Source organism: Pseudomonas sp. 9_2_1, from assembly GCF_059295275.1.
On sequence record NZ_CM181239.1, the window covers coordinates 5,857,155 to 5,881,852 of the forward strand.

The 24,698-nt window shown below is 64.1% G+C and carries 22 protein-coding genes; 10 read left to right on the forward strand and 12 right to left on the reverse strand.

From position 1 onward, the window contains the following. Positions 1-45: 45 nt before the first annotated feature. On the forward strand, positions 46-1,038 hold the full coding sequence (locus AC5O5I_RS26535) for a hydrolase (protein WP_494511806.1): 993 nt from the start codon (positions 46-48) through the stop codon (positions 1,036-1,038). Between the two features lie 83 nt (positions 1,039-1,121). On the opposite strand, the gene AC5O5I_RS26540 is transcribed toward AC5O5I_RS26535, so the two are convergent. Beyond that, positions 1,122-1,976, reverse strand: coding sequence for a sulfurtransferase (locus AC5O5I_RS26540; protein WP_494511807.1), 855 nt, complete (start codon positions 1,974-1,976; stop codon positions 1,122-1,124). Between the two features lie 35 nt (positions 1,977-2,011). After that, positions 2,012-2,677: a TetR/AcrR family transcriptional regulator gene (locus tag AC5O5I_RS26545; RefSeq protein WP_494511808.1), complete on the reverse strand. Its 666-nt coding sequence runs from the start codon at positions 2,675-2,677 to the stop codon at positions 2,012-2,014. 151 nt (positions 2,678-2,828) lie between these two features. Between AC5O5I_RS26545 and AC5O5I_RS26550 the strand changes: the two genes are divergently transcribed. From AC5O5I_RS26550 to AC5O5I_RS26560, 3 genes are all read left to right on the forward strand, one after another. Further along, on the forward strand, positions 2,829-4,259 hold the full coding sequence (locus AC5O5I_RS26550; protein WP_494511809.1) for a coniferyl aldehyde dehydrogenase: 1,431 nt from the start codon (positions 2,829-2,831) through the stop codon (positions 4,257-4,259). 227 nt (positions 4,260-4,486) lie between these two features. Continuing rightward, a complete protein-coding gene (coaD, locus tag AC5O5I_RS26555; protein ID WP_172227222.1) occupies positions 4,487-4,972 on the forward strand; it encodes a pantetheine-phosphate adenylyltransferase in 486 nt (161 codons plus the stop codon). Positions 4,973-5,073: 101 nt separating this feature from the next. After that, positions 5,074-5,325: a YfhL family 4Fe-4S dicluster ferredoxin gene (locus tag AC5O5I_RS26560; protein WP_172227220.1), complete on the forward strand. Its 252-nt coding sequence runs from the start codon at positions 5,074-5,076 to the stop codon at positions 5,323-5,325. Between the two features lie 111 nt (positions 5,326-5,436). Here AC5O5I_RS26560 and mutM read toward each other — a convergent pair whose 3' ends face one another. Then, positions 5,437-6,249, reverse strand: a complete 813-nt coding sequence (mutM, locus tag AC5O5I_RS26565) for a bifunctional DNA-formamidopyrimidine glycosylase/DNA-(apurinic or apyrimidinic site) lyase (protein WP_172227218.1) — start codon at positions 6,247-6,249, stop codon at positions 5,437-5,439. A 3-nt stretch (positions 6,250-6,252) separates the two neighbouring features. Then, the gene (locus tag AC5O5I_RS26570; RefSeq protein ID WP_172227239.1) at positions 6,253-7,071 is read right to left on the reverse strand and encodes an HDOD domain-containing protein; all 819 of its coding nucleotides are present in this window, start codon (positions 7,069-7,071) and stop codon (positions 6,253-6,255) included. Between the two features lie 194 nt (positions 7,072-7,265). Here AC5O5I_RS26570 and AC5O5I_RS26575 point away from each other — a divergent pair, with 194 nt between their 5' ends. Then, positions 7,266-8,462: a class I SAM-dependent rRNA methyltransferase gene (locus AC5O5I_RS26575; RefSeq protein WP_172227216.1), complete on the forward strand. Its 1,197-nt coding sequence runs from the start codon at positions 7,266-7,268 to the stop codon at positions 8,460-8,462. Positions 8,463-8,506: 44 nt separating this feature from the next. Here AC5O5I_RS26575 and AC5O5I_RS26580 read toward each other — a convergent pair whose 3' ends face one another. Then, positions 8,507-8,767 (reverse strand): hypothetical protein, encoded by a 261-nt coding sequence (locus tag AC5O5I_RS26580; RefSeq protein WP_256676330.1) that lies wholly within the window; start codon positions 8,765-8,767, stop codon positions 8,507-8,509. Between the two features lie 161 nt (positions 8,768-8,928). Here AC5O5I_RS26580 and ilvD point away from each other — a divergent pair, with 161 nt between their 5' ends. After that, complete coding sequence (ilvD, locus tag AC5O5I_RS26585) at positions 8,929-10,770, forward strand: dihydroxy-acid dehydratase (RefSeq protein ID WP_172286541.1); 1,842 nt, start codon at positions 8,929-8,931, stop codon at positions 10,768-10,770. 175 nt (positions 10,771-10,945) lie between these two features. Here ilvD and AC5O5I_RS26590 read toward each other — a convergent pair whose 3' ends face one another. Next, the gene (locus AC5O5I_RS26590; protein ID WP_494511810.1) at positions 10,946-12,001 is read right to left on the reverse strand and encodes an HAD family hydrolase; all 1,056 of its coding nucleotides are present in this window, start codon (positions 11,999-12,001) and stop codon (positions 10,946-10,948) included. A gap of 244 nt (positions 12,002-12,245) precedes the next feature. Here AC5O5I_RS26590 and AC5O5I_RS26595 point away from each other — a divergent pair, with 244 nt between their 5' ends. Together AC5O5I_RS26595 and AC5O5I_RS26600 are read left to right on the forward strand one after the other, a co-directional pair. Then, a complete protein-coding gene (locus tag AC5O5I_RS26595) occupies positions 12,246-13,637 on the forward strand; it encodes an L-cystine transporter (protein ID WP_172286539.1) in 1,392 nt (463 codons plus the stop codon). Between the two features lie 148 nt (positions 13,638-13,785). Next, on the forward strand, positions 13,786-13,992 hold the full coding sequence (locus AC5O5I_RS26600) for a hypothetical protein (protein ID WP_172230747.1): 207 nt from the start codon (positions 13,786-13,788) through the stop codon (positions 13,990-13,992). A 72-nt stretch (positions 13,993-14,064) separates the two neighbouring features. On the opposite strand, the gene AC5O5I_RS26605 is transcribed toward AC5O5I_RS26600, so the two are convergent. Beyond that, positions 14,065-14,580, reverse strand: a complete 516-nt coding sequence (locus tag AC5O5I_RS26605; protein ID WP_172230738.1) for a dihydrofolate reductase — start codon at positions 14,578-14,580, stop codon at positions 14,065-14,067. A 54-nt stretch (positions 14,581-14,634) separates the two neighbouring features. Here AC5O5I_RS26605 and AC5O5I_RS26610 point away from each other — a divergent pair, with 54 nt between their 5' ends. After that, positions 14,635-16,026, forward strand: coding sequence for a DUF2868 domain-containing protein (locus AC5O5I_RS26610; protein ID WP_172230741.1), 1,392 nt, complete (start codon positions 14,635-14,637; stop codon positions 16,024-16,026). Then, positions 16,019-17,383: a GTPase/DUF3482 domain-containing protein gene (locus AC5O5I_RS26615; protein WP_172230744.1), complete on the forward strand. Its 1,365-nt coding sequence runs from the start codon at positions 16,019-16,021 to the stop codon at positions 17,381-17,383. Before AC5O5I_RS26610 ends, AC5O5I_RS26615 begins: the two co-directional genes overlap by 8 nt. 108 nt (positions 17,384-17,491) lie before the next feature. Here AC5O5I_RS26615 and AC5O5I_RS26620 read toward each other — a convergent pair whose 3' ends face one another. The 5 genes from AC5O5I_RS26620 to AC5O5I_RS26640 all read right to left on the reverse strand — a co-directional run bounded on the left by AC5O5I_RS26620 (position 17,492) and on the right by AC5O5I_RS26640 (position 24,677). Then, the gene (locus tag AC5O5I_RS26620; RefSeq protein WP_494511811.1) at positions 17,492-18,517 is read right to left on the reverse strand and encodes a putative 2-aminoethylphosphonate ABC transporter substrate-binding protein; all 1,026 of its coding nucleotides are present in this window, start codon (positions 18,515-18,517) and stop codon (positions 17,492-17,494) included. Positions 18,518-18,535: 18 nt separating this feature from the next. Further along, positions 18,536-20,260 carry a putative 2-aminoethylphosphonate ABC transporter permease subunit gene (locus AC5O5I_RS26625; protein ID WP_172232554.1) on the reverse strand — a complete coding sequence of 575 codons (1,725 nt, stop codon included), beginning with the start codon at positions 20,258-20,260 and terminating at the stop codon, positions 18,536-18,538. Position 20,261: 1 nt separating this feature from the next. After that, entirely contained in the window at positions 20,262-21,320 is a 1,059-nt protein-coding gene (locus tag AC5O5I_RS26630; protein ID WP_172287164.1) for a putative 2-aminoethylphosphonate ABC transporter ATP-binding protein, read from the reverse strand. Between the two features lie 264 nt (positions 21,321-21,584). Further along, positions 21,585-22,454, reverse strand: a complete 870-nt coding sequence (locus tag AC5O5I_RS26635; RefSeq protein WP_494511812.1) for a LysR family transcriptional regulator — start codon at positions 22,452-22,454, stop codon at positions 21,585-21,587. Positions 22,455-22,463: 9 nt separating this feature from the next. Beyond that, complete coding sequence (locus AC5O5I_RS26640; protein ID WP_494511813.1) at positions 22,464-24,677, reverse strand: heavy metal translocating P-type ATPase; 2,214 nt, start codon at positions 24,675-24,677, stop codon at positions 22,464-22,466. Between the last annotated feature and the right edge of the window lie 21 nt (positions 24,678-24,698).

The following is a 24,698-nucleotide window of genomic DNA, read 5'->3' on the forward strand; positions in this document are numbered from 1 at the left end:
GCTGTTTCATGGCACTCTAGGCAGGCACATCACGAGTTGCCCAGTATGCCAAGCTACAGCGCCACATTTCGCCCGGCCATCGGCCTCTCCAACCCCCACCTGCAAACCTTGTGGGGGCCGCTGTGGCGCAAGCTGCCTGAACTGCATCGCACTCGCGAGCGGCTGTGGCTGGCCGATGGCGACTTCATCGACCTGGACTGGCACGGCCCGCACCAAGCTCAGGCGCCACTCGTGCTGGTACTGCACGGCCTCACCGGCTCATCTCATTCGCCCTACGTCAAAGGCCTGCAGCAATCCCTGCAGGCGCGCGGCTGGGCCAGCGTGGCGGTGAACTGGCGCGGCTGCTCGGGCGAGCCCAACCTGCTGCCACGCAGCTACCATTCGGGCGCCAGCGAAGACCTGGCCGAAATCATCAACCATCTGCGCGCTCAACGCCCGTTGGCACCGCTGTATGCGGTGGGTTACTCCCTGGGTGGCAATGTGTTGCTGAAATACCTGGGCGAAAGCGGCCTCGCCAGCCAGCTGGAGGCCGCGGTGGCAGTGTCGGTGCCGTTCCGCCTCGACCATTGCGCAGACCGCATCGGGCAGGGCTTTTCAAAGGTGTACCAGGCGCATTTCATGCGCGAAATGCTGGCTTATGTGCAGCTCAAGCAACACCACTTCCATGAAAAAGGCGAGCATGAACGACTCGCCAGCTTGCAACGACTTGGCCCGTTGACCAACCTGCGCACGTTCTGGGACTTCGACGGCAAGGTCACCGCACCGTTGAATGGCTTCGTTGACGTTCACGATTACTATCGCCGTTCATCGAGCCATTTCTACCTTGGCCAGAATCGCACGCCGACGCTGATCATCCATTCCAGCGATGACCCCTTCGTTGCCGGCCATAGCCTGCCCACCGCCCGCGAGCTGGCGGCACAGACTCGCTTCGAGCTGCACAGCAGGGGCGGCCATGTGGGGTTTGTCGATGGCAGCCTGCGTAATCCTGGGTATTACCTGGAGCGGCGTATTCCGCAGTGGCTGCTCGAGGGTAACTAGCCTCAACCCTCCTGAGCCTGCGCGATTTCTGTGGGAGCGGGTAAACCCGCTCCCACCTGGTCCCTGCTAAAACGTCGATCTTGTTACTCGCCAGTTGCCACGCCATGCGCGGGGTTGTTGATCCACTCGCTCCACGACCCGGCATACAGCTTGCCCAGCGGATACCCTGCCAGCGCCAACGCAAACACGTTATGGCAAGCCGTCACCCCAGACCCGCAGTACGACACCAGCTGCTCCGGCGCCCGTCCGCCCAGCTTCTCGGCAAAGCGCTGCCTGAGCTGATCTGCCGGCAGAAAACACCCGTCGGCCCCCAGGTTGTCGCTAAACGCCGCGCACTGGGCCCCAGGAATATGCCCGGCCACCGGATCGATCGGCTCCACTTCACCGCGAAAACGCGGCAAGGCCCGGGCATCGATCAACGTCAGATCCGCAGCGCCCAGACGCTTGGCCAGATGCCCGGCATCGATCAGCAACGTGCTGTCCGGCTCACCGCTGAAAGTGCCATCGCGCTTGTGCGGCGGGTCCAGGCTCAGCGGCAAGTGCGCTGCATGCCAGGCTTTCAAGCCGCCATCGAGAATCGCCACGCCGCTGCGTTTGCCCAGCCAGGCCAGCAGCCACCACGCGCGGGCCGCGAAGGCCCCCGGTCCATCATCGTACAGCACCACCTCACTGTCATTGTCCAGGCCCCACTCACGCAGGCGCCCGACCAGCAGCTGCGCATCCGGCAACGGGTGCCGCCCGGTGCGCCCCTTGCTCACCGGCCCGCTCAGGTCGCGTTCCAGGTCGGCAAAGTGCGCCCCGGCAATATGCCCCTGGGCATAGCTGCGTTGCCCATAGTCCACATCCTCGAGGGCAAAGCGGCAGTCGAGGATCACCAACCCGGGCTCCTCCAGACGCTCGGCCAATTGCTGCGGGGTGATCAATTGCGCAAGGGGCATGACTATCTCCTGATCGATGGCACAAGAGCCCTGGGTTAGTGCTCCAGGGCCTGATTGAACGGTACGTGGAATTCCTGGCACAGGGCATCCACGGCAGTACGGGCGTTGTCGGTGACGAAGCCGAGTTCCAGCACCAGTACCTGATAGACACCGCGCTTGAAGGCTTCTTCACCCAGGTGCGCGGAATGTTCACGCGTGGTGCTGAGAAAACGAACCCAGGAGGTCAGCACGATCCAGGCGTTGATGGTAAGCGACTCGATTTGCGCAGGTGCCATGGCCAGGATGCCGGCCTCGACGAAACCGCGGTAAATCGCCTGGCCCTGGCGCAGGCAGCGCTCGGAAAAACGCCGGTAACGGGCCGCCAGCTCCGCGTCGCTGTCCAGCAGGTGCTCGAGGTCACGGTGCAGGAAGCGGTAGTTCCACATCGCCGCAAGCAAGGCCTTGAGGTAGAAGCGCTTGTCTTCGACAGTCGCCGCACGGCCCTGCGGCGGGCGCAGGAAGCTGTCCACCAGCGCTTCGTACTGGCTGAACAGGAGCGCGATGATCGCCTGCTTGTTGGGGAAGTGGTAATAGAGATTGCCGGGCGAAATTTCCATGTGCGCGGCAATGTGGTTGGTACTGACGCTGCGTTCGCCCTGCTGGTTGAACAGCTCCAGGCTGTTCTGCACGATGCGCTCTCGGGTCTTAATGCGCAGTGCCATGCTCGGCTCCCAGTCTGCGGGCCTTGGTAAAGGCTTATCTTACGGTGTATTAGCGGTCGAATGCACCGCTGGATCACCAGCAAAAAGTCGCACCACCGTGCAAGTTAGAGTATAGGCTCTAGAGGTTCCCTCGCCCGGATTCGACACCATCATGAACTCGCCCAGTGCCTTGCCCCCTGTGCAATTCGACCTCGACCTTGCAGCGATGTTTGCTGCCCAACGCCAGGCCTTTGCCGGTAACCCGTCGCCACCGGAGGCGCAGCGGCGCCAGTGGCTGAAAAGCCTGCGCGAAGCCCTGCTGAGTGGCCAGGCCGAATTGATCGCAGCCATCACACAGGACTTTGCCGGGCGTAGCGCCGATGAAACCCTGCTGGCCGAACTGCTACCGTCGGTGCAAGGCCTGCGCCACGCCGAAAGACACCTGCAGCGCTGGATGCGCCCCAGCCGGCGGCGAGCCGGCCTGGCCTTTCAGCCCGCCAGGGCGCAGGTGCGCTATCAACCCTTGGGGGTGGTCGGCATCATCGTGCCTTGGAACTACCCGCTGTTCCTCGCCATCGGTCCGCTGACCTGCGCCCTGGCAGCCGGCAACCGGGTCATGCTCAAGCTCAGCGAAGCCACGCCCGCTACCGGCCTTGCGCTTCAGCAACTGCTGGCGCAGGTATTCCCCAGCGACCTGGTCAACGTGGTGTTGGGTGAAGTCGAGATAGGCCAGGCGTTCGCCCGCCTGCCATTCGACCACCTGCTGTTCACCGGAGCCACCAGCGTGGGCCGTCAGGTAATGCTAGCTGCTGCGCAGAACCTGACACCGGTCACCCTGGAACTGGGCGGCAAGTCACCTGCCATTGTTTCGGCCGATGTGCCGCTCGACGCTGCCGCCGAGCGCATCGCCTTCGGCAAGACCCTCAACGCCGGCCAGACCTGCGTGGCGCCCGACTACGTGCTGGTGCCGCGCGAACGCCTGGACGCCTTCAGCGACGCCTACCAGGGCGCCGTGCGCCGCCTGTACCCACACATCGCCGACAACCCCGACTACACCGCCATCATCAACCCGCGCCAGTTGCAGCGCCTGCAGCACCTACTGGACGATGCCCGTGCCAAGGGTGCGCAGGTGATCGACCTGTACCCTGACGAAACCCGCCAGGGCCGTCGCCTGCCGCCACATTTGCTGCTGCGGGTAGACGACAGCATGCAGGTGATGCAGGACGAGATTTTCGGCCCGCTGCTGCCACTGGTGCCCTACGACGGCCTCGATCAGGCGCTGGCGTACATCAACCAGCGCCCGCGCCCACTGGCGCTGTATTACTTCGGCTATGACCGCGCCGGCCAGGAGCATGTGCTGCAACATACCCATTCTGGCGGCGTGTGCCTGAACGACACCCTGCTGCATGTCGCTCAGGATGACCTGCCCTTCGGCGGCATCGGCCCTTCGGGTATGGGCCATTACCATGGCCATGACGGTTTCCTGACCTTCAGCAAGGCCAAGGCGGTGCTGGCCAAGCAACGCTTCAACGCCGCCCGGCTGATCTACCCACCTTATGGCAAGGCCTTGCAGCGCCTGGTCTACAAGCTGTTCATCCGCTGAGGGCCGGGCCATCCAACGCCGTGCCCTGCCGCGCTTCGACCTGCCCGTCTGTGATTTCCTTGCCGGCGCCAGGCTCAGCGCGGCCCTGGTCGCCCGCCTGGCACACAGTGCATGACAAGCAACAACGCCCCTGTCTATAGTGCCATCAGCTGGCCGCATGACTTGGCCGGGGCGCCGTCGCTGCGCTACCATCCGACTCCCCAACGCACTCCAGCCAGGATGACGCGATGAACCGAGTGTTGTACCCGGGTACTTTCGACCCCATTACCAAAGGCCATGGCGACCTGGTCGAGCGCGCTTCGCGGCTGTTCGACCACGTGATCATCGCGGTGGCGGCCAGCCCCAAGAAAAACCCGCTGTTCCAGCTGGAACAACGGGTGGAGCTCGCCCGTGAGGTCACCAAGCACCTGCCCAATGTCGAAGTCATCGGCTTCTCTTCCCTGCTGGCACATTTTGCCAAGGAACAGGGCGCCAACGTCTTCCTGCGCGGCCTGCGTGCGGTGTCCGACTTCGAGTACGAATTCCAGCTGGCGAACATGAACCGGCAACTGGCACCCGATGTCGAGAGCCTGTTCCTGACGCCTTCGGAGCGGTATTCGTTCATTTCCTCGACCTTGGTCCGGGAAATCGCCGCATTGGGCGGTGACATCACCAAGTTCGTCCACCCGGTGGTGGCCGAGGCGCTGACCGAACGCTTCAAGAAGCAGGTCTGATGCCTGATTGTCGCGCCCGCGTGCACTGCGGGCGCGAATGCGGCACAATTGTGCCCATTGCGTTGAACATGCCCGGGCGCTGAGCCCCGGCCGGAGCCCCCATGTCCCTGATCATCACCGACGATTGCATCAACTGCGACGTCTGCGAACCCGAGTGCCCGAACGAGGCCATCTCCCAAGGCGAAGAGATCTACGTGATCGACCCTAACCTGTGCACCCAGTGCGTGGGCCATTACGACGAGCCGCAGTGCCAGCAGGTCTGCCCGGTCGACTGCATCCCGCTGGATGAAGCACACCCGGAAACCGAAGAACAGCTGATGGCCAAGTACCAGCGGATCACCGGCAAGGCCTGATATCAGGTCAGCCCTCATCGCCGGCAAGCCAGCTCCCACAGGGATATCACCGCTCTTGAGGGCTGTGCAGTATCTGTGGGAGCTGGCTTGCCGGCGATAGGGCCCTGAGCCTTAGCGCTGGCAGCGCGGGCAGAATACGCTGGCCCGCTGCCCCAGCTTGACCTCGCGCAACTCCGTGCCACACACCTTGCACGGCTGCCCGCCACGCCCGTACACAAACAGCTCCTGCTGGAAATACCCCGGCTGCCCGTCGCCCCCGATGAAGTCGCGCAGGGTGGTACCCCCTCGCTCGATCGCCGCCGCCAGCACCCGTTTGATCTCGATAGCCAGCTTCAGGTAGCGCGCCCGGGAAATCCCGCCCGCGGCCCGCCGTGGGTCGATACCTGCGGCAAACAGCGCCTCGGTGGCGTAGATGTTGCCCACCCCCACCACCACCGCGTTGTCCATGATGAACGGCTTCACCGCCATCGACCGCCCGCGCGACAGCTGGAACAGCCGCTCACCGTCGAACAGGTCGGTCAGTGGCTCCGGCCCCAGCCGCAACAGCAGTTCGTGATTCAGCGGGTCGGGGCTCCAGAGCATCGCGCCGAAGCGGCGCGGGTCGGTGTAGCGCAGCATCAGCCCCGACTCCAGCTCGATGTCGACGTGCTCATGCTTGGCCGCCGGTAGCCCCAGCTCGACCAGACGCAAGTTGCCCGACATGCCCAGATGGCTGATCAGGGTGCCGACCTCGGCATTGATCAGCAGGTATTTGGCGCGCCGCTCGACGCTGACGATGCGCTGGCCTGACAGGCGCACGTCCAGGTCTTCAGGGATCGGCCAGCGCAAGCGCCGGTCACGCACTACCACGCGGCTGACCCGCTGGCCCTCCAGATGTGGCGCGATACCGCGCCGGGTGGTTTCTACTTCGGGTAATTCCGGCATGTGTCAGTGCCCGCCCAGCTCGCGAATGTTCTGCTTGAGGTTTTCGAAATCGTATTCCGACAGGCCAATGTAATCGAGCACCAGCGGGCCGACCACATTCCATTCATGGTCCACGGCCTGGTTGCCCAGCACCCGATAGGATGCACAGATATGCTCGGCCATCTTCAGCACCGCGAGCAGGTTTTTCAGCTGGCTTTGGGTATTGCGCGAGGTATCGTCGCGGAACACCGCCAAGGCGTTGTGGTGGTTGGCGATAGCCGCAGTCAGGTGCTCGGGCAGGCGCCACGATTTGGCAGTGAAATAGCCGACCACCGAATGGTTGGTGTTGAACGCGCGGTTTTCGGTGTCGACCACCCGCGTGTCCCCATCGGCATTGGCGTAGGCTTGTTCCAGCACCTCCATGTAGTTGGGGAAGCGCTTGAGCATCAGCGGCACGCCGCAGTCGTGGAACAACCCCATCGTGTAAGCCTCGTCTGCTGCCTGGATGCCCGTGCGCTTGGCCAGGGTCAGGCAGGTCATCGCCACGTCCTGGGCGGTGTCCCAGAAACGGTTGAGGGTAACGATGGTTTCATCGCTCATCTCGCCCTTGATCGACTGGGCGTTGATCAGGTTGATGATGGAGCGGCTGCCCAGCAGATTCACCGCGCGCTGGATCGAACCGATCTTGTTGGAAAGGCCGAAATGCGCAGAGTTGACCAGCTTGAGCAAGGCGCCCGAGAGGCCCGGGTCCTGGGAAATCAGCTTGGCGATGGTTTCCAGGTCCGGGTCAGGCATGTACTGCTCGAACTGCAGGTCGACCATGATCTGCGGTTGCGGCGGGATGGTGATGCCTTGCAAGGCTTGCTGGATCTGTTCGGCGCTGAGTTCTTGGGACATGCGTGCACACTCGTTTAGGACGGGGGATTCTAACCCGGCAGCAGCAGCCGTGGCGCATGCCTTGTTCCCTTTGTCGAGGCCCTGCACCGATCAATGGGCAGACAGGCTATACTCCCGCTCTTTTTTCCCGGAGCGACGTCATGTCCCTGCCCAGCCTTCGCCTCAAAGCCAATGCCGACCGCCGCCTGCGCGCCGGACACCTGTGGGTCTACAGCAACGAAATCGACGTCAGCGCGACCCCGCTGCAAGGCTTTCAGGCCGGCCAGCAGGCCGTGCTCGAAGCGGCCAATGGCAAGCCGCTGGGCATCGTCGCACTGAGCCCGAACAACCTGATCTGCGCCCGGCTGCTGTCGCGCGATATCAAGCTGCCGCTGGACAAGTCGCTGCTGGTACACCGCCTGAACGTCGCCCTGTCCCTGCGCGAGCGCCTTTTCGACAAGCCGTGCTACCGCCTCGTCTACGGTGACTCCGACCTGTTGCCAGGCCTGGTGGTCGACCGTTTCTTCGACATCCTCGTGGTGCAACTGGCCTCGGCCACCATGGAAGCGCACAAGGATGACGTGATCGCGGCCCTGATCCAGGTGCTCAAGCCCAGCGGCATCCTGTTCAAGAACGATTCCGCAGCGCGCGACGCCGAAGGCCTGCAACGCTATGTCGAAACGGTCTACGGCGAAGTCCCGGACTGGGTCCCGCTGGAAGAAAACGGCGTCAGGTTCGAAGCCCCGGTACGCGAAGGCCAGAAGACCGGCTGGTTCTACGACCACCGCATGAACCGTGCGCGCCTGGCACCTTATGTGAAGGGCAAGCGCGTGCTCGACCTGTTCAGCTACATCGGTGGCTGGGGCGTGCAGGCCGGTGCGTTTGGCGCCAGCGAAGTGTTCTGCGTCGATGCCTCGGGCTTCGCCCTGGATGGCGTGGAGCGTAACGCGGCACTGAACGGCATCAGCGAGAAGCTGACCTGCATCGAAGGCGATGTGTTCGAAGCCCTGCGCGAGCTCAAGGCTGCCGAAGAGCGCTTCGACGTGATCATTGCCGACCCACCCGCCTTCATCAAGCGCAAGAAAGACCTGAAAAACGGTGAAGCCGCCTACCGCCGCCTGAACGAGCAAGCCATGCGCATGCTCAACAAGGATGGCATCCTGGTCAGTGCTTCTTGCTCGATGCACCTGCCGGAAGATGACCTGAACAACATCCTGCTGACCAGCGCCCGCCACCTGGACCGCAACCTGCAGCTGCTCGAGCGCGGCGGCCAGGGCCCGGACCACCCGGTGCACCCGGCCATTGCCGAAACCCGCTACATCAAGAGCATCACCTGCCGCCTGCTGCCGAACAGCTGATACACACTGACGCCACTGGGGCCGCATTGCGGCCCAGTGGTCGCTCAGATATCCAGCACGCAGGACGCAATCCCGAAGTGCACCAGCACATATGCGCGGTAATGGTTTCCTCGAATGCGGCGATACCCGCGCCCGAGAAAAGATTGCCAGATACCAGCAGCATCAGCCACCGCACCCGCTTGCGGTACAGCAGGCTGACGCGTCTCAGAAGCATCCTGCAAACCGCCGCTCATTTGACCAAAGCCACCGCCCAGACACATCGCCATTCCCTCGCCGCGCCAGCGGTGTAGAATCGGCCTATTCATCGCCAGTCATCCCCGGCGGGTTTATGAGCTCTGGCCAAGCACGCGGCGATCCCGTGGTGTCTTCGGCCCCATCCGTGCCAGTGGCAACCGGCCTGCGGCGCAAAGGAAAAGAGAAGCTCACTCCCCTTTATGTGACCTGATTAAGCCGCCAGGAGTGTTTCATGCCTGATTATCGTTCCAAGACTTCCACCCACGGCCGCAACATGGCCGGCGCCCGTGCCCTGTGGCGCGCCACCGGCATGAAGGACGACGATTTCAAGAAACCGATCATCGCCATCGCCAACTCGTTCACCCAGTTCGTCCCGGGCCACGTGCACCTGAAGGACCTGGGCCAGCTGGTCGCCCGTGAAATCGAACGCGCCGGTGGCGTGGCCAAGGAATTCAACACCATCGCGGTGGACGACGGCATCGCCATGGGCCACGACGGCATGCTGTACTCGCTGCCAAGCCGCGAGATCATTGCCGACGCCGTGGAATACATGGTCAATGCGCACTGCGCCGACGCCATCGTGTGCATTTCCAACTGCGACAAGATCACCCCCGGCATGCTGATGGCCGCCCTGCGCCTGAACATCCCGGTCATCTTCGTCTCCGGTGGCCCGATGGAGGCCGGCAAGACCAAGCTGGCCAGCCACGGCCTGGACCTGGTCGATGCCATGGTCATCGCTGCGGACTCCTCGGCTTCCGACGAAAAAGTCGCCGAGTACGAGCGTAGCGCCTGCCCGACCTGCGGTTCGTGCTCGGGTATGTTCACCGCCAACTCGATGAACTGCCTGACCGAAGCCCTGGGTCTGGCCTTGCCAGGCAACGGTTCGACCCTGGCCACCCACTCCGACCGCGAGCAGCTGTTCCTCACTGCCGGCCGCACCATCGTCGAGCTGTGCAAGCGCTACTACGGCGAAAACGACGCCTCCGTGCTGCCGCGCAGCATCGCCAACTTCAAGGCGTTCGAAAACGCCATGATGCTCGACATCGCCATGGGCGGTTCGACCAATACCATCCTGCACTTGCTGGCAGCAGCCCAGGAAGGCGAGGTCGAGTTCGACCTGCGCGACATCGACCGCCTGTCGCGCACGGTGCCGCAGCTGTGCAAGGTTGCGCCAAACATCCAGAAGTACCACATGGAAGACGTGCATCGCGCCGGCGGCATCTTCAGCATCCTCGGCTCGCTGGCCCGTGGCGGCCTGCTGCACACCGACCTGCCGACCGTGCACAGCAACAGCATGGAAGAAGCCATCGCCAAGTGGGACATCACCCAGACCGATGACGAAGCAGTGCACACCTTCTTCAAGGCAGGCCCTGCCGGCATCCCGACCCAGACTGCGTTCAGCCAGTCGACCCGTTGGGAAACCCTCGACGACGACCGTGAAAACGGCTGCATCCGCAGCTTTGAACACGCCTACTCGCAAGAGGGCGGCCTGGCCGTGCTGTACGGCAACATCGCCCTCGACGGCTGCGTGGTAAAAACCGCCGGTGTCGACGAGTCGATCCACGTGTTCGAAGGCAACGCGAAGATCTTCGAAAGCCAGGACAGCGCCGTACGCGGCATCCTTGCCGACGAAGTGCAGGCGGGCGACATCGTGATCATTCGCTACGAAGGCCCGAAAGGCGGCCCGGGCATGCAAGAAATGCTCTACCCGACCTCGTACCTGAAGTCCAAAGGCCTGGGCAAGGCGTGCGCGCTGCTCACCGACGGTCGCTTCTCGGGCGGTACCTCGGGCCTGTCGATCGGCCACGCCTCGCCGGAAGCTGCCGCAGGCGGTGCCATCGGCCTGGTGCGCGACGGCGACAAGGTGCTGATCGACATCCCCAACCGTTCGATCAACTTGCTGGTCAGTGACGAAGAGCTGGCTCAGCGTCGTATCGAGCAGGACAAGAAGGGCTGGAAACCGGTTGAAGTTCGCCCACGCAAGGTGACTACCGCGCTGAAGGCTTATGCCCTGCTGGCGACCAGTGCCGACAAGGGTGCTGTGCGTAACAAGGCGATGCTCGAAGGGCTCTGAAGCTCTCTCTGGCGGAAATGAGAAACCGGCGCCTTGAGCGCCGGTTTTTTTATGCCTGTGCCGGCCTCTTCGCGGGTAAACCCGCTCCCACAGGTACTGCACAGATTTCAGATGCTGTGGAGTACCTGTGGGAGCTGGCTTGCCGGCGACAGGGCCAGTACAGGCAACACAACAATTACTGAATCTGCTCCGGCGTCACCATCACCCAGTTCTTGTCCGCCGTCACCGGCAATCCTTCCCTGGCCTGCGCCGCCGCGTTCCTGGCAATCATCCCGTTCAGCTGGTCCATGTACTTGGCCTTGCGGTTTATCCACAAGTGGATGCCACCCTTGCTCACGTCCACGCCATGAAACTGCATGTAGCCGTCACTGGTCGGCGTATCACCGCCCACCAGCACCGGCTTCTTCCACTCATCGATATAGGTCAGGATCGCTGCCTGCTTGCCCGCCATCCAGGTGGCCGGGGTCCACAGGTACGGGGTCAGCTCCAGCCCCTGATTGGCCTTGGCATCGTATTGCCCGGCGCTGATCTGCTTGCGCGCGGTGGTCAGCTGGCCGCTGGCCCTGTCCTTGAGCAGCAGGCTTACGCCAATCACGTTCTGCGGCTTCACGTTGTAGCCGTACTTAGGGTCCGAGGCGACCATGCGCACCAGCTCCTCGGAGGCGGCAGAAACCACATAGACCTCGATACCGTTCTCCATCAGCTTGTTGTACAACTCGGCCTGGCCCTTGAAGACCTTGGGCGGCTGTACCTCGATGGCCTTGACCTGATCCCCTTCGTAATAGGTACTGGGGATCGGCTGGGCGGTGGCCATCAGCTCATCTACCTGCACCTTCAGCTCCTGCAGGGTAAAGCCGGAGAACACCTGGGCCACCCACGGGTAGCAGACCATGTCGTCCACTTCGCACAGCCGGTAGTAGTAGCTGAAAAGGCTTTCCTTGTGCTCGGCGGTATCCTTGAATGGCATCAGTTTCAGCGAAGGGTCGAGTTTCTCACGGCTTAGCAGGCCCTTGTTTTCCATGAAAGGCAGCAACGCCTCTTCAAGGTCGTAGCGGTAACTGGTGTTGTCCATGTCGAACACCGCGTAATTGCCTTGGTTGGCATTGGCAGCAATCATGCTGTCGAGCTGCCTGGCAGCCTCGGCGGGCCAATGCTTGAGCTCGGTGGCATAGGTTTCGAGGCTGAACAGCACGGACAGACTGAGAGCGACAGCTTTCGCAGCGAACTTCATGGCCGAATCTCCTGAAATGACCCAGAAACGCTAGTGCAACAATCCCTGCCAACAACCTTCGTTAGCGACCCCTATGCAGCTGTAAACGCCGCGTTCATTGCAATCCGCGACAGGCCGTTATTCCATAAACGACTATGCAAATTCCATTTGGGTATAAATTCGTTTGTTTTCAGCCTGTTAGCATTTCCGTTCGCAATCGCTCACAGAGGCGATGCCTCATCTGCTTTTTTCTGCTGGAGCTTCAATGAACCTGCCGCTGTCTCTTAACCTGCTGGCGTTCCTGGCCCTGCTGCTGGGCCTGGCACAAACCCGCCGCACCGACTGGAGCCTGGCCAAGAAGGTACTGCTGGGCCTGGTGCTGGGCGTGGTCTTCGGCCTGGCCCTGCATACGGTCTATGGTGCTGGCCACCCGGTGCTCAAAGCCACCATCGCCTGGCTTGACCTGGTGGGCAACGGCTATGTCGGCCTGTTGCAGATGATCGTCATGCCACTGATCTTCGCCTCGATCCTCAGTGCCGTTGCCCGCCTGCACAACGCGTCGTCGCTGGGCCGCATCAGCGTGCTGAGCATCGGCACCCTGCTGCTGACCACCGCCATTGCCGCACTGATCGGCATCGTCCTCACCAACCTGTTCGGCCTCAGTGCCGAAGGCCTGGTGGCCGGCGTGCAGGAAAGCGCGCGCATGCAGGTCATCCACAGCGACTACGCGGGCAAGGTCGCCGACCTCAACATCCCGCAGCTGCTGCTGTCGTTCATCCCCAGCAACCCGGTGGGTGACCTGGCACGGGCCAAGCCGACCTCGATCATCAGCGTGGTGATCTTCGCCGTGTTCGTCGGCCTGGCCGCATTGCAGCTGATCAAGGATGACGCCGAGAAAGGCGCACGCGCCTTGTCGGCCATCGACACCCTGCAGGCCTGGGTAATGCGCCTGGTACGGGTGGTGATGAAGCTGACCCCGTATGGCGTACTGGCCCTGATGACCAAGGTCGTGGCCAGCTCCAACATGGAAGACATCCTCAAGCTGGGCAGCTTCGTGGTGGTTTCGTACCTGGGCCTTGGGCTGATGTTCGTGGTGCATGCCGTCATCCTGGCTGCGACCGGGGTGAGCCCGCTGCGCTTCTTCCGCAAGGTGTGGCCAGTGCTGACCTTCGCCTTCACCAGCCGCTCCAGCGCCGCCAGCATTCCGCTGAATATCGAAGCGCAGACTCGCCGCCTGGGCGTGCCACAGTCCATCGCCAGCTTCAGCGCCTCGTTCGGCACCACCATCGGCCAGAACGGCTGCGCCGGGCTCTATCCCGCCATGTTGGCGGTGATGGTGGCGCCGGCGGTTGGCATCGACACCTTCGACCCGCTGTGGATCGCCACGCTGGTGGCCATCGTCACCCTGAGTTCGGCCGGGGTTGCCGGGGTAGGCGGCGGCGCCACGTTCGCCGCGCTGATCGTGCTGCCGGCCATGGGCTTGCCGGTTGAACTGGTGGCGTTGCTGATTTCCGTGGAACCGCTGATCGACATGGGCCGCACGGCACTGAACGTGAACGGTTCGATGACTGCGGGCGTGGTAACCAGCCAGTTGCTGAAAGAAACCGACAAGGACGTGCTGGCAGGCGATGAGCATGCCGAGCTGAGTCATTCCTGACGGGTGGCCGGGGCTGCTTTGCAGCCCCAATATCCAGTAACGCAATGACATGGGAAGCGAGCAACAGCTGGCTACGGGCGCCGCTATACTTCAGCCTGGGCTTTGCGAATACTCCGAGGGGAAGGACCTGCCCATGCACTCGCAAGACATGACCCAGGCCGAAGCCGAAGAGATTCGGGTTGAAGTCGCCAAGATCCGCGTCGAGGTGGACAAACTGATCGCCGAGACGCCCAAGCTGAATGCTGAAGCCGTCAAAATGACCCGCGAAACCTTCTGGTATCCGGTTGCCATTGCTGTCGGATTCGTCACCACGGTCGCTACTGTCACCGCAGTAATCATCAAGCTGCTCACCTGAGCGCCCCCGGTAAGAGCGGCGGTACGGCGATCCGATTTGCCCGCGAAGGGCTGCAAAGCAGCCCCGGCACCATCAAACCTTGTCCCAGACCTCGAAGTGATACCCAGGCTTCCCTTCTTCAGCCTGTGCCGCGCTCGAAGTCAGCTGCCACTGGCCCTGGTCAAACTCAGGGAACCAGGCATCTCCTGCCGGCGACAGTTCCACCCGCGTCAGGTACATGCGGCTGACCAGCCCCTTCTCCAGCGCCTGCCCATACAGCTGCGCCCCGCCAATCAGCATCAACTCATCGACTCCGTGCTCCCGCGCCCACTGCTCGGCCCGCACCAGCGCCTGCTCCAGCGAGCCAAACACTTCGGCCCCCGCCAGTTCCAGCCCCGGCTGGCGGCTGACGACGATATTCAACCGCCCGGGCAGCGGCCGGCCCAGCGAGTCCCAGGTCTTGCGACCCATGATGATCGGCTTGCCCAGGGTGGTGGCCTTGAAGTACTTGAAATCCCCTGGCAAGTGCCAGGGCATGGAGTTGTCGATGCCGATCACGCGGTTCTCGGCGTGAGCCGCGATCAGGCTGAGGGGGAGTGATGTATTCATGCGGGCGAGGATAGCACCGGGCGTGTGGGTTATGCTTCTGCCCTGACCTGTGCAATGGAAGACCTTGTGACTGCACCCACTCCACTGGACAAGCGCTGGCTCACCGAAGCGGTACGCCTGCGCGAGGAACATGCCGGCCCCCTGGAGGACCAGGAAGCCAACCGCCGCGCCCGCCAGGCAGGCGGCGACCTGGCGAGCCGCATCGAAACCCGGGCGCTGTTCCTGGCCGAACGCGACGGCATCACTACAGCCCTGCGTCACTGGAAACAGGGCGCGCGCCTGGCGCTACTGGCCTTGCTGCTGATGGCGATACTCAGCGGCGCCGGGCTGGCGCTGGCTGCGTTGGGTGACGGGCAGCGCCCGGTAAATGTGTTCTGGGCGCTGGGCAGCCTGCTCGGGCTGAACCTGCTTATGCTGCTGGGCTGGGCAATCGGCTTTGCCCTCAGCGGCGAGCATGGCGCAGGGCTGGGGCGCCTGTGGCTGTGGCTGAGCGAACGCTTTGCCCGCGACGCCAAGGCCGCGCACCTGGCGCCGGCGCTGCTGGTGCTGCTGCAGCGCCAGCGGCTCACCCGCTGGCTGCTTGGCCTGCTGGTACATGGCCTGTGGCTGCTGGCGATGCTCACGGCACTCGGCATGCTGCTGGCCTTGCTGGCCACCCGCCGCTACGGTTTTGTCTGGGAAACCACCCTGCTCGCGGCCGACCCGTTTATCCACCTGACGCAGGCCTTGGGCGCCCTGCCCTCGTTGCTGGGTTTTGCCGTGCCCGACGAGGCCATGATCCGCGCCAGCGGCGACACCCTGCCAGCCCTGGACCTGGCCCGCCAAGCCTGGGCCAGCTGGCTGCTAGGTGTGGTACTGGTGTATGGCCTGCTGCCGCGCCTGCTGTTGGCCGGGCTGTGCCTGTGGCGCTGGCGCCAGGGCAGCGAGCGCCTGACGCTGGACCTGAGCCTGCCGGGCTATGCGCAACTGCGTGAAGCGCTGATGCCCCGCAGTGAACGCATCGGCGTGCAGGATGCCGCGCCCGAAGCATTGCCTGAATTCGCCGCCGGCCAGCTGGAAAGCGGCAGCAGCGGTGCCCTGCTGGTCGGGCTGGAACTGGACGACCAACGCCCCTGGCCGCCTGCTCTGCCAAAAAGCGTGACCAACGCCGGTGTGCTCGACAGCCGCGAGTCGCGCAATCGCCTGCTCGAGCAGTTGAGCCGTTTCCCCCCGGCACGCCTGGCCATCGCCTGCGACCCACAGCGCTCGCCCGACCGTGGCAGCCTGGCGCTGCTCGCCGAACTCGCGCGCAACGCCGGCGCCACCCGTGTCTGGCTACTCCAGGCCGCACCCGGCCAGCCACTCGATGCCCAGCGCCTGGGCGACTGGCACGCAGCCCTCGACCGGCTTGGCCTGCCGCATGCCGATACTTCACCGCTGACCTGGCTGGAGCATGGCCATGACTGAGCCGCTGAAACTGGCCGTGGTCGGCCACACCAATGTGGGCAAGACCTCGCTGCTGCGCACGCTGACCCGCGACGTCGGCTTTGGCGAGGTATCGCACCGCCCCAGCACCACCCGCCATGTGGAGGGTGCGCGCCTGTCGGTGGATGGCGAACCCTTGCTGGAGCTGTACGACACTCCGGGCCTGGAAGACGCCATCGCCCTGCTCGACTACCTTGAACGCCTGGAGCGCCCGGGCGAGCGCCTGGACGGCCCGGCGCGCCTGGAGCGTTTTCTGCAGGGCAGCGAAGCGCGCCAGCGTTTCGAGCAGGAGGCCAAGGTACTGCGCCAGCTGCTGGCCAGCGATGCCGGCCTGTATGTGATCGATGCCCGGGAGCCGGTGCTGGCCAAGTACCGCGACGAACTGCAAGTGCTGGCCAGCTGCGGCAAGCCGTTGCTGCCGGTGCTCAATTTCGTCGCCAGCCACCAGCACCGCGAGCCGCAATGGCGTGAAGCCCTTGCCCGGCTTGGGCTTCACGCGTTGGTACGGTTTGACAGCGTGGCTCCGCCAGAGGATGGCGAGCGCCGTTTGTACGAGAGCCTGGCCCTGCTGCTGGAAGACGCCCGCCCGGCGCTGCAGCGGCTGATAGACGACCAGCAGGCGCAGCGCCTGGCGCGCCAGCACAGTGGCAAGCGCCTGATTGCCGAGCTGCTGCTGGACTGCGCAGCCTGCCGGCGTAGCGTTGACGCCGAGCCGGCAGCCGAGGCCAGGGCAATCGAGGCATTGCGCCAGGATGTGCGTCAGCGCGAACAGCGTTGCGTCGAGGCATTGCTCAAGCTGTATGCCTTCCGCCCCGAGGATGCCCATGCCAGCGATCTGCCTCTGCTGGATGGCCGCTGGGGCGATGACCTGTTCAATCCCGAAACCTTGAAGCTGCTGGGCGTACGCCTGGGTAGCGGTGTGGCGGCCGGTGCCGCTGCGGGGGCCGGGGTCGATCTGCTGGTCGGCGGGTTGACCCTGGGCGCCGCCGCGCTGGCCGGGGCGATAGCCGGGGGAGCACTGCAGACTGCGCGCAACTATGGGTCGCGGTTGATGGGCAAGCTCAAGGGCAAGCGCGAGCTGACCGTGGACGACACGGTATTGCGCCTGCTGGCCTTGCGTCAGCAACAGCTGATGGTGGCGCTGGATAACCGCGGGCATGCCGCGCAGAGCAGCATTCACCTGGGTGAGCTGGATGAAAAAGCCTGGCGCGAGGGCAAGTTGCCAGAGGCGCTGGTCAGGGCGCGGGCGCATCCGCAGTGGTCCACCCTCAATCCCGGGGCGAAGCTGAACCAGGCTGAGCGGCAGGAGCAGCTGGAGGCGTTGGTTTCACAATTTTGATCAACCAGTTCTGGCCCCTTCGCGAGTGAACCCGCTCCCGCAGCACTAATGCACATCCCTGTGGGAGCGGGTTCACCCGCGAACAGGCCAGACCTGCAAGGTGCAGGCTTACTGCTGGGCCACCTTCTCCGACTTGCCGTCATAGCGCTTGCGCCATTCGGCAAGGATCTGGTCACGGTTTTTCGAGGCCCAGGCGAAGTCGTTCTTGATCAGGCGCTGCTCATAGTCTGCCGGCAACTCGGTCTGCGGCTTGGCAATCCCCGGCGCGGCCAGCACGGCGAAGTTGTCCTTGTACAGCTCCATGGCTGCCGGGCTGGCCGAGAAGTCGGCCAGGCGCCTGGCCGCATCAGCCTTGGGCGAACCCTTGATCACGGCAGTCGCCTCGATCTCCCAGCCCAGGCCTTCCTTGGGCAGCACGATGTCCAGCGGTGCGCCCTGGCGTTTGAGCTGCACGGCCGGGTACTCGAACGAAATACCGATCGGGAACTCGCCCGCCGCTGCCAGCTTGCAAGGCTTGGAGCCGGAGTGGACGTACTGACCGATGTTCTGGTGCAGCGCATCCATGTAGGCCCAGCCCTGCGGCTCGCCGAAAGTCTGCAGCCAGGCGCTCACATCCAGAAAGCCGGTGCCGGACGAGGCCGGGTTCGGCATCACGATCTTGCCTTTGTACTCGGGCTTGGTCAGGTCCTGCCAGCTCACCGGTTTGCTCAGCCCCTGCTTCTCGGCCTCGATGGTATTGAAGCAGATTGTCGCGGCCCACACGTCCATGCCCACCCAGGCCGGCGGGTTGGCGGCGTCGCGGTAGTTGGGGGCAATCTTGCCCAGGTCCTTCGGCGCATAGGCTTCCAGCATGCCATTCTGGTCGAGGATGGCCAGGCTGGACGCCGCCAGGCCCCACACCGCATCGGCTTGCGGGCGGCCCTTCTCGGCCAGCAGCTTGGCGGTGATGATGCCGGTGGAATCGCGCACCCACTTGATCTCGATGTCGGGGTTGGCTTTCTCGAAGGCCTGCTTGTAGCTCTTCAGTTGTTCGGCTTCCAGCGCGGTGTAGACGGTCAACTGGGTGTCGGCGGCCGCTGCCTGCAGGCTGAACACGGCGGAAACGGCAGCGGCAAGTGCAAGGTGCTGGTACATGGGTAGGTTCCTTACAGGTCAGACGGTCGCGGCGCGTTGGCGCCAGGCTTGGGAGCGGCGCAGCAGGCCGCGCGAGGCTGCGGCCAGCAGCAGTGAAGCGCCGGCACTGGTCAGCAGGATCAGGGTGGACATGGCGGCAGCACCGCCGACGTTGCCCGCGTCGTCCATGTTCAGCACGGCGACGGCGGCCAGGATGGTGTCGGGGCTGTACAGGAAGATCGCTGCCGACACGGTGGTCATCGCCGAGACGAACAGGTAGCGGATGATGTCGAGCAACGCTGGCAGGCAGATCGGTACTGTTACCCGCAAAAAATGCTTGTACAGCGGCGCTTTCAGCGACAGCGCCGCCGCCTCGAGCTCGCCGTCGAGCTGGCGCAGGGCAGTGGCAGCGGTCATCTGCGCGGTGGTCAGGTAATGGGCGATGGTGCACACCACCAACAGCCCCATGCCGCCATACAGCACATGCAGCGGGTTGCCGTTGAGGTTGAAGAAGAAAACATAACCCAGGCCAAGCACCAGGCCCGGCACAGCCATGGGGATAAAGCTGAGCAGGCGCAGCGCCAGGTTGAGCAGGCGTTGACCCTGGGTTTTCTCCATCAGGTAGGCACCGGTGAAGATCAGGATGCTGCCGATCAATGCAGTACCGATGGCCATGGTCACGCTGTTGCGGTAAGCCAGCCAGCCGCCCCCGGCGGTGTCTTCGAACATGTAATGACGCAGCGACAACGACAGGTTGTAAGGCCAGAAGGTGACCAGCGACGAGTACACCGCCATGCCGACCACCAACAGCAAGACCGCGCATACCAGCAGCACAATGGCCAGGAAGCAGGCATCGCGGCCGGGCGACGGCTTGGGCTCGAACACTTGGGCGCGGCCGCTCATGGCCTCGCCCTGGCGCCGGCGCAGCCAGGCGTCAACGCTGAAGCTGAACAGGGCTGGCACCAGCAACACCATGCCGATCAGCGCGCCGCGGCCGAACTGTTGCTGGCCGACTACGGCTTTGTAGGCCTCCAGGGCAAGCACCTGATAGTCACCACCCACTACCACCGGGACACCGAAGTCGGTGATGGTCAGCGTGAACACCAGGCAGAACGCCGCAAACACTGCCTGGCGCGTGGCCGGCCAGGTGATGCTGGAGAACGCCCGCCATGAACCGGCGCCCATGCTGGAAGCCGCGTCGAACAAGCGAGCATCGGCCAGCGACAGCGCCGACAGCATGATCATCAGCGCATGCGGGAAGGTGTAGATAGCCTCGCCCAGCACGATGCCCCAGAAGCCGTAGATGTTGTCGCTGAGCAACCCGCGCAGCAGCCCCTGGTTGCCGAACAGGTAGACCAGGGCTATGGCCGGCAGCATCGATGGCGCCAGCAGCGGCAACAGCGAGATCCCACGCCACAGGCCCTTGGCCGGAATCAGCGTGCGTTGCAGGGCGTAGGCGAACAGGTAGGCCAGCGGCACCACGATGGCCGCAACGGTGACCGCCACCGACAGGCTGTTGCCCAGCAACCAGCGGAAGTTGTCACTGGCGAACAGCTCCCGCGCCGCCAGCAGGCCACCGCCCTGGCCAGCTTCACCACTGAAGCCTTTCCAGAAAATGGCCAGCAGCGGCATTACCACTGCCAGCAGCAGAAGAACCAGCAGAACGCTCTTGCCACCGACGACGAACAGCCGGTCACCCAGTGCGACGTCGCTGCGCTGCGCACGCCTGGCCTGGGTATGCGGCAGGGACATTGGCGCGGCCATCTCAGGCAAACACCTGCAGGCTCTGCGGTGGCAACGCCACCCAGATATCCTGCGAGCCCAGCCGCGGCATGGCCTCCGGGGCCAGCTCGGCCAGCAAGGCATGGCCTGGCAGGGCCTTGAGCTCGAAGCTCATGCGGCAGCGGTTACCGAGAAAGGTAATTTCGCGGACCATGGCCGGAAACAGGTTTTCTTCGTGCACTAACGGGTTCACCGTGATGGCCTCCGGGCGGCAGAACAACCGGCCACTGCTGGCCTGGGCCGAACCCGGCGCCAGGCGCATGTTCATGCCGCCCACCTGCGCATGGCTGTCGCCGCTACGCTGGAATGGCAGCCAGTTGCCCTGGCCGACGAACTCGGCAACGAACGGCGTGGCGGGCTGGTCGTAGATTGCCTGCGGGGTGGCGTACTGCTCGACCTGGCCGTTGTTCATCACCGCAATGCGGTCGGCCATCAGCATGGCCTCGTCCTGATTGTGGGTAACCATCAAGGTGGTGATGCCCAGCTGGCGTTGCAGTTGGCGCAGTTCGGTACACAGGTGCTCACGCACACGGGCGTCCAGCGCCGACATTGGCTCGTCGAGCAACAGCAGCGACGGCGACGGCGCCAGGGCACGGGCCAGGGCAACACGCTGTTGCTGGCCACCGGAGAGCTGGCCAGGGTACTTCTTCTCGCTGCCGGCCAGGCCAACCAGTGCGAGCATGTCGGCGACCCGCTGGCGAGCCTGTTCGCGGCTGCTGCCGGTCAGGCCGTAGGCGATGTTGGCTTCGACGGTGAGGTTGGGGAACAGCGCGTAGGACTGGAACAGAATGCCGTAGTCGCGGGCCTGGGGCGGCAGCTCGGAGATATCACGCTCGCCGATGTACAGGGTACCGCGGTCCTGGCGCTCCAGCCCGGCGATGCATCGCAGCAGTGTGGTCTTGCCGCAGCCGGACGGGCCAAGCAGGCACACCAGTTCGCCAGCGGCGATGTCCAGCGAGACATCGTTGAGCGCCGTGAAGGCACCGAAGCGCTTGTGGATATTGCGCACTTTCATCTGTGCGCCGGGGGTGGTGCGGTTCATGGCATGGCCTCATCGAAGAGATGGGGCCATGCTAGGAAGCCTGTGCGAAGGTTCTGTGGCGTTGAGGCAAAAGCGGGTGATAGTGCTATAGGCAGATTTTGTAGTGGCCCGATCGTCTGATGCAGTCTCTGTAGGAGCGGCCTTGTGTCGCGAAAGGGCTGCGGAGCGGCCCCAGGGTCTCAGCTTCGCTGCACAAATTGCAGGGGCTGCTGCGCAGCCCTTTCGCGACACAAGGCCGCTCCTACAGTGGCTGTGTGCTTCGAATCAGAATTGGGAACCGGCCACTTCCTGCGCAACGCCCAGGAACGTGGCCGGCAACCTGGCCTGGCGCCGTTCCTTCAGGCAGTACAGGTACTCATGCATCACCGGTGCGTTTTCCAGCGCCAGTACCCGCAGTTCGGGGTTGTGCGGCACCTCGTGCCGGGCAATCACGCTGATGCCGATATTGCGCAGCACCGCCTCACGGATCGACTCGCGGCTGCCGATCTCCAGCAAAGCCCCGGCCTTCACCCCAGCCTCCTGCATCATCTGCTCGGTCAGCTTGCGCGTGGTCGAGCCCTTCTCGCGCATCAGCAGGCAATGCCCGGCCACCACCTCGATCGACACCGTCTGGCGATGGGCCAGCGGGTGGTTGCGGTGCACCGCCACCACCAACGGGTCAGTTCCCAGCACCCGCCGCACCAGCCGGGCGTCTTCCAGCAGTTGCGACGAAGCGGCGATGTCCACCCGGTAGTCCTCGAGCATTTCCAGCACCTGCTGCGAGTTGCCGATTTCCACTGCCACGTCCACATGCGGCAGGCGCTCACGGTAGATCTTCACCAGGTCGAGGATGTAGTAAGGCGCGGTCGCGGCGATCCGCAAGCTGCCCTGGGCCTGGCCACTGTTGCGCAGCTCGAACTCGATGTCCGCCTCCTGCTGCAACAGCGCCTTCACCATCGGCAGCAGGCGCACGCCCTCCTCGCTCAGCACCAGGCGCCGACCGCCTCGATAGAAAAGCTCTACCGCGTACTGGCTTTCGAGGTTGCGAATCTGCGTGGTCACCGTGGGCTGGCTGAGCCCGAGCTTTTTCGCCGCCAGGGTGATACTGCCCAGGCGGGCCACCATGTAGAAGGCTTTCAGCTCGGAACTCAACATGCCCGTCCTCTATTTGCGCAACAGGCGCAAACCGTTGAACACCACCAGCAGGCTCACGCCCATGTCGGCAAACACCGCCATCCACATGGTGGCCATGCCGGCAAAGGTGATCGCCAAGAATACCGCCTTGATGCTCAACGCCAGAACGATGTTCTGCATGAGGATCGCCGCACTTTGGCGCGACAGCCTGACGAAGGCCGGGATTTTTCGCAAGTCGTCGTCCATCAGCGCCACATCGGCAGTTTCGATGGCGGTGTCGGTACCGGCAGCAGCCATGGCAAAGCCGATTTCGGCGCGGGCCAGGGCCGGGGCATCGTTGATGCCGTCCCCGACCATGCCCACCCGGTGGCCCTGGGCATAGAGGGCCTCGATGCTCTTGAGCTTGTCCGCCGGCAGCAGGTTGCCTTCGGCACGGTCGATCCCGACCACAGCGGCAATGGCCTGGGCGGTATGCGGATTGTCACCGGTCAGCATGACAGTCTTGATGCCCAATTCGTGCAGCTCGGCGATCGCCTGGCGGCTGCTGTCCTTGACCGTGTCGGCCACGGCAAACAGCGCCAGCGGGCCAGAACGGTCCAGCAGCAGGACCACGGTCTTGCCCTGACGCTCCAGCGCGTCCAGCTGCGCCTCCAGCTCGGGCGAGCACAGCCCCAGCTCCTCGACCAGGCGGTGGTTGCCCAGGTGGTAGACCTCACCCGCAATGCTGCCTCGCACGCCACGGCCGGCCAGGGCAGCGAAGTCATCGACTTCGCTCAAGGCAAGCCCTTGCGCCTTGCCGAACTGGGCGATGGCGCGGGAAACAGGGTGGTCCGAACGTTCTCCCAGGCTGGCGGTCAGGGCCTGCGCGCGGCCTTCGAACAACGGGTCGAGCACCCTGGCGTCGGTCTGCACCGGCTTGCCGTGGGTGATAGTGCCGGTCTTGTCCAGGGCCAGGAAGTCCAGGTGGCGGCCACCTTCCAGGTATACGCCGCCCTTGATCAGGATGCCCTTGCGCGCGGCAGCGGCCAGGCCGCTGACGATGGTCACCGGGGTCGAGATCACCAGGGCGCACGGGCAGGCGACCACCAGCAGCACCAGGGCGCGGTAGATCCAGTCGAACCAGGCAGCGGCCATGAACAGCGGCGGGATTACCGCAACGGCCAGGGCGATGGCGAACACCACGGGGGTGTAGATGCGCGAGAAACGGTCGACGAAGCGCTGGGTAGGCGCCCGCGCGCCCTGCGCTTGCTCGACGGCCTTGATGATGCGCGCCAGGGTCGATTGCCCGGCGCCGGCAGTAACGCGAAACTCGAGTGCCCCAGCCTGGTTGATAGTGCCGGCAAACAGTTTATCGCCCACAGCCTTCTCGACAGGCAGGCTTTCGCCGGTGATCGGCGCCTGATCGACGCTGGACTGCCCACCGGTGACTTCGCCGTCAAGGCCGATACGCTCCCCGGGGCGCACCCGCACCAAGGCGTCGATAGCGACCTCGCGCACATCCACTTCACGCCACTGGCCGTCGGCCTGACGCACGGTGGCCATGTCCGGGGTAAGTTGCATCAGGCCGCCAATGGCATTGCGCGCACGGTCCAGCGAGCGGGCTTCGATCAGCTCGGCGACGGTGAACAGCACCATCACCATGGCCGCTTCCGGCCACTGCCCGATCAGCACCGCGCCGGTCACGGCAATGCTCATCAGCGCGTTGATGTTGAGGTTGCGGTTTTTCAGGGCGATCCAGCCCTTCTTGTAGGTGCCCAGGCCGCAGCCGAGGATGGCCGCCAGCGCCAGTGCGGCCACCAGCCACTGCGGAGCGAGCGCCCCAAAGTGCACGATTTCGGCGGCGATCGCGGCAATACCGGACAACGCCAGCGGCCACCAGCGGGTCTTGGCGGCCGGTGGGGCGCTGGAGGTGTCACCGCCTTCAGCGCCCAGCGGCTCGGCTTTCATGCCCAGGCTGTCGATGGCCCGTTCGATTTCCGCGGTGCCACCCAGGGTGTGGCGCACGCCAAGCACGCGGTTGATCAGGTTGAATTCCAGCTGTTCAATGCCCGCCAGCTTGCCCAGCTTGTCCTGGATCAGGGTCTGCTCGGTGGGGCAATCCATGGCCTCGATGCGGAAGCGGCTTAGCCGGGCATCGCTGCTGGGCATGTCGCTGAGTCGTACCTTGGCGGGTGCAGCAGCAGTGCCACAGCAACTGTGGGCGTGGTGGTCGTGCTTGTGTTCGTGGCTGACAGGCTGGTTCATGGGGTCATCCTTAAATTGAGC

What these genes read in the sequence shown, in the direction of transcription:
- AC5O5I_RS26620 (WP_494511811.1), bottom strand. Translation starts at nt 18,517, where the DNA reads ATGTACCAGCACCTTGCACTTGCCGCTGCCGTTTCCGCCGTGTTCAGC.
- AC5O5I_RS26615 (WP_172230744.1), top strand. Translation starts at nt 16,019, where the DNA reads ATGACTGAGCCGCTGAAACTGGCCGTGGTCGGCCACACCAATGTGGGC.
- AC5O5I_RS26580 (WP_256676330.1), bottom strand. Translation starts at nt 8,767, where the DNA reads ATGAATAGGCCGATTCTACACCGCTGGCGCGGCGAGGGAATGGCGATG.
- coaD (WP_172227222.1), top strand. Translation starts at nt 4,487, where the DNA reads ATGAACCGAGTGTTGTACCCGGGTACTTTCGACCCCATTACCAAAGGC.
- ilvD (WP_172286541.1), top strand. Translation starts at nt 8,929, where the DNA reads ATGCCTGATTATCGTTCCAAGACTTCCACCCACGGCCGCAACATGGCC.
- mutM (WP_172227218.1), bottom strand. Translation starts at nt 6,249, where the DNA reads ATGCCGGAATTACCCGAAGTAGAAACCACCCGGCGCGGTATCGCGCCA.
- AC5O5I_RS26600 (WP_172230747.1), top strand. Translation starts at nt 13,786, where the DNA reads ATGACCCAGGCCGAAGCCGAAGAGATTCGGGTTGAAGTCGCCAAGATC.
- AC5O5I_RS26610 (WP_172230741.1), top strand. Translation starts at nt 14,635, where the DNA reads ATGGAAGACCTTGTGACTGCACCCACTCCACTGGACAAGCGCTGGCTC.
- AC5O5I_RS26545 (WP_494511808.1), bottom strand. Translation starts at nt 2,677, where the DNA reads ATGGCACTGCGCATTAAGACCCGAGAGCGCATCGTGCAGAACAGCCTG.
- AC5O5I_RS26590 (WP_494511810.1), bottom strand. Translation starts at nt 12,001, where the DNA reads ATGAAGTTCGCTGCGAAAGCTGTCGCTCTCAGTCTGTCCGTGCTGTTC.
- AC5O5I_RS26595 (WP_172286539.1), top strand. Translation starts at nt 12,246, where the DNA reads ATGAACCTGCCGCTGTCTCTTAACCTGCTGGCGTTCCTGGCCCTGCTG.
- AC5O5I_RS26640 (WP_494511813.1), bottom strand. Translation starts at nt 24,677, where the DNA reads ATGAACCAGCCTGTCAGCCACGAACACAAGCACGACCACCACGCCCAC.
- AC5O5I_RS26635 (WP_494511812.1), bottom strand. Translation starts at nt 22,454, where the DNA reads ATGTTGAGTTCCGAGCTGAAAGCCTTCTACATGGTGGCCCGCCTGGGC.
- AC5O5I_RS26575 (WP_172227216.1), top strand. Translation starts at nt 7,266, where the DNA reads ATGTCCCTGCCCAGCCTTCGCCTCAAAGCCAATGCCGACCGCCGCCTG.
- AC5O5I_RS26625 (WP_172232554.1), bottom strand. Translation starts at nt 20,260, where the DNA reads ATGGCCGCGCCAATGTCCCTGCCGCATACCCAGGCCAGGCGTGCGCAG.
- AC5O5I_RS26535 (WP_494511806.1), top strand. Translation starts at nt 46, where the DNA reads ATGCCAAGCTACAGCGCCACATTTCGCCCGGCCATCGGCCTCTCCAAC.
- AC5O5I_RS26605 (WP_172230738.1), bottom strand. Translation starts at nt 14,580, where the DNA reads ATGAATACATCACTCCCCCTCAGCCTGATCGCGGCTCACGCCGAGAAC.
- AC5O5I_RS26550 (WP_494511809.1), top strand. Translation starts at nt 2,829, where the DNA reads ATGAACTCGCCCAGTGCCTTGCCCCCTGTGCAATTCGACCTCGACCTT.
- AC5O5I_RS26540 (WP_494511807.1), bottom strand. Translation starts at nt 1,976, where the DNA reads ATGCCCCTTGCGCAATTGATCACCCCGCAGCAATTGGCCGAGCGTCTG.
- AC5O5I_RS26560 (WP_172227220.1), top strand. Translation starts at nt 5,074, where the DNA reads ATGTCCCTGATCATCACCGACGATTGCATCAACTGCGACGTCTGCGAA.
- AC5O5I_RS26630 (WP_172287164.1), bottom strand. Translation starts at nt 21,320, where the DNA reads ATGAACCGCACCACCCCCGGCGCACAGATGAAAGTGCGCAATATCCAC.